This is a genomic window from Leisingera sp. ANG59, assembly GCF_013317235.1.
GTDB lineage: Bacteria > Pseudomonadota > Alphaproteobacteria > Rhodobacterales > Rhodobacteraceae > Leisingera.
Window position 1 is genome coordinate 1 of the sequence record NZ_WLCM01000102.1, and the last position, 692, is coordinate 692.

A 692-nucleotide genomic window follows, 5' to 3' on the forward strand; every position below is an offset into this window, starting at 1 on the left:
GACTTATACTGCATTGGAAACACTCAGGAGTTTCACAGCATGACCTATCAAACTGCCCAGCACGCCCCGGCCTCCGCCACGCTCCCTCCTGCGGCCGCCCCGGGCCGCAAGCCGCGGCTGGCGCTGATGGGCGAATTCAGCGCCGGCAAGAGCACTCTCACAAACCTGCTGGTGGGCGAGCAGCCTCTGCCCACCCGCGTCACCGCCACCCGCCTGCCGCCGGTCTGGATCTCTCACGGGCCCGAGGGCGCCCGCCTGACCGGCACCGATGGCAGCGAGACCCCGGTGCGGCTGGAGGATCTCGATGATGTGCCGCTGGAGACCACCGCGCTGATCCGCCTCACGCTGCCCGCCGAAGCGCTGGAGCTCTGCGATCTGATCGACATGCCAGGGATCTCCGACCCCAACATGCCGGCCAGCGTCTGGCAGAACCTGCTGCCGGAGGTGGACAGCGTGATCTGGTGCACCCATGCCACCCAGGCCTGGCGCCAGTCGGAGGCCGCCGCATGGGAGGAAATCTCCGCCCGGCTTGACGCCCCCAGCACCCTGCTGATCACCCATTTCGACAAACTCAAGACCCCGCGCGACCGCGACCGGGTGCTGCGCCGCGTGCAGAAGGAAACCGGTGGCGGCTTCAATGCGGTGTTTCCGCTGTCGCTCAGCCAGGCGCTGGCCGCGGGCGAGGACATGGA

The 692-nt window shown here is 68.2% G+C and carries 1 protein-coding gene; it reads left to right on the forward strand.

Translation table 11 applies throughout. The features are described from left to right. Positions 1-39: 39 nt before the first annotated feature. Positions 40-692: dynamin family protein (locus GKC28_RS26100; RefSeq protein ID WP_174149837.1), on the forward strand; the 653-nt coding region annotated here is incomplete at its 3' end.